The 2,288-nt window shown below is 68.9% G+C and carries 3 protein-coding genes; 1 reads left to right on the top strand and 2 read right to left on the bottom strand.

Going from position 1 to position 2,288, the window contains the following annotated elements; all coding sequences use genetic code 11:
- Positions 1 to 271: Rrf2 family transcriptional regulator (locus LQV45_RS26575; RefSeq protein WP_230009714.1), on the bottom strand; the 271-nt coding region annotated here is incomplete at its 3' end.
- 127 nt (positions 272 to 398) lie between these two features.
- On the opposite strand from LQV45_RS26575, the gene LQV45_RS26570 reads away from it, so the two are divergent.
- Positions 399 to 2,138, top strand: coding sequence for a phospho-sugar mutase (locus tag LQV45_RS26570; protein WP_230009713.1), 1,740 nt, complete (start codon positions 399 to 401; stop codon positions 2,136 to 2,138).
- On the opposite strand, the gene LQV45_RS26565 is transcribed toward LQV45_RS26570, so the two are convergent.
- Positions 2,135 to 2,288, bottom strand: a 154-nt coding sequence (locus tag LQV45_RS26565; protein WP_230009716.1) for a nitrite reductase (NAD(P)H) small subunit, incomplete at its 5' end; no start/stop codon positions are given. The genes LQV45_RS26570 and LQV45_RS26565 overlap by 4 nt on opposite strands.

Genomic DNA, 2,288 nt, shown 5'->3' with positions numbered 1-2,288 from the left:
GGAACGCCGGGTCCTGGCCCTCCAGCGCCAGCACGATGTCCAGCACGGTGATATTTTCGGGCCGGCGCGCCAGGAGAAAGCCGCCGCGGGGACCCGACACTGAGTCCAGGACGCCGGCGCGGACCAGCGACTGAAACTGCTTGTTGAGATAGGCCGCCGGGAGTTTGTAGAACTCTGCCAGCCGGGCACTGTTCACCGGTTCACCGGGCGGTGTCCATGCCATGTTGACGCAACTGTGCACGGCCCATTCGACACCACGGCCCATCTTCATATTCCAGACGTTACGTGTCCGGAAATTTGGGTGTCAAGGTCCCGCGAAAAGCCTCGAGATGGAACTGAAACCCGAACTCCCGATTGTCTGGGCAGGAATCGCCCACGATTGGCGATAGTTTGGTTCCATGACGTCTTCTGATGCCGAACTCGCCCGCCTACTGAGCGATGCCCGCGATTGGGCAAGCCAGGACCCGGACCCCGCCACCGCCGCCGCACTCTCCGAACTCGTCCGCCGCGCCGACGGGGGCGTCGCCGCGGCCCGCCAGGAACTGGCCGACAGCTTCAGCGGCACCCTGCAGTTCGGCACCGCTGGACTGCGGGCAGCCCTCGGCCCGGGTCCGAACCGGATGAACCGCGTGGTGGTCCGCCGCGCCGCCGCCGGCTTCACCGCCTTCCTCACCAACGCGGTCGGGCAGGCCTCCCCCGGCACCCGGCCGCGCGCCGTCGTCGGCTATGACGCCCGTTACAACTCCGACATTTTCGCCGAGGAAACAGCGGCGATCCTCACCGCGGCGGGGGTTGAGACCTTCCTGATGCCGGCAGCGCTGCCCACCCCGCTGCTCGCCTACGCCGTGCGGGCGCTGGACTGCGACGGCGGCGTCATGGTCACCGCCAGCCACAACCCGCCGCAGGACAACGGCTACAAGGTGTACCTCGGCCGTCACGCGGTGGAGGAAAGCGGCCGCGGCGCACAGATCGTGGCACCCTACGATGCCCTGATAGCGGCGAAGATCGACGCCGTCGGTGCCCTGGACTCGATCGTCCTGGCCGCGGACGGGTGGACTGTGCTGGAGCCCTCGATCGCGGCCGACTACCAGCGCGCCGTCGCGGCCCTGGCGGTTCCTGAGCACTTCCCGGCCCGCGGGCTGAAGATCGTCCTGACCCCCATGCACGGGGTGGGCGGGGAAACGGCCGTGGCGGTGCTGAACGCCGCCGGATTCGACGACGTCACGCTCGTCACCGAACAGGCGCAGCCGGATCCGGACTTCCCCACGGTGAACTTCCCGAACCCGGAGGAGCCCGGGGCGCTGGATCTCGCCCTCGAGGCGGCGACGCGCGAGGACGCCGACATCGTGATCGCCAACGATCCCGACGCCGACCGGGCAGCGGTGGCGGCGAAGGATCCTGATACCGGCGCGTGGCGCATGCTGCGCGGCGACGAGGTAGGCGCATTGCTCGGTGCCCACGTCGTGGCGCGGCAGGCCGCCAGTGGCGAAGCACCGGCCGGCGTGTTCGCCAACTCGATCGTGTCCTCCCGGCTGCTGGCGCGGATCGCGGCCGCGGCAGGCTACGCGCACGAGGAAACCCTGACCGGTTTCAAGTGGATTGCCCGGGTGCCGGGGCTGGTCTACGGCTACGAGGAGGCGCTGGGCTATTGCGTTGCTCCGTCGCTGGTGCGCGACAAGGACGGCATTTCGGCTGCGGTCCTCATTGCCGAACTCGCGGCGGCCGCAAAGGCTGAGGGCAAGACGATCTTTGACACTCTGGACGAGCTCTACCTAGTGCACGTGCTGCACGCGAGCGACCAGCTCAGCATCCGGGTGGCGGACCTCGGCCTGCTGGACGCGATGATGAACCGGCTGCGCGTGAGCCCGCCGGAATCGTTTGGCGGCTCCGGCGTCGAGGCCGTCACGGACCTTGCCGAGGGCAGCGAACTCCTCCCGCCCACCGAGGGCCTGCTGTACCTGACCCGGGACCTCAGCCGCGTGATCATCCGTCCCAGCGGCACGGAACCGAAGCTCAAGTGCTACCTGGAAGTCATCCGCAGTGTCGGCTCGGCCGCCGAGCTTCCGGCAGCCCGGGACGAGGCCCGCACGGCCCTGGACGGCGTCCTTGCGGACGTCCGCGAGGCACTGGGCCTCTAGAGCCGCACCTCAATGTACCCGCCCACAATCCGGGTACCGAAGGTGGCGAGGCGGAGTTCCGGGCTGCCGAGGCATTCTCCGGTGCCGAGGTCGTAGACCTCCTTGTGCAACGGAGATGCCACCGTGGGCCGGTGCCCGCGGGATCCGGTG

It is taken from the genome of Microbacterium sp. Bi128, from assembly GCF_918698205.1.
The sequence above is the reverse complement of the archived record's forward strand: the minus strand, read 5'-3'. Positions and strand labels throughout refer to the sequence as shown.

Excerpts from the sequence above, each read along its gene's own strand:
- LQV45_RS26570 (WP_230009713.1), top strand. The coding sequence starts at position 399 with ATGACGTCTTCTGATGCCGAACTCGCCCGCCTACTGAGCGATGCCCGC.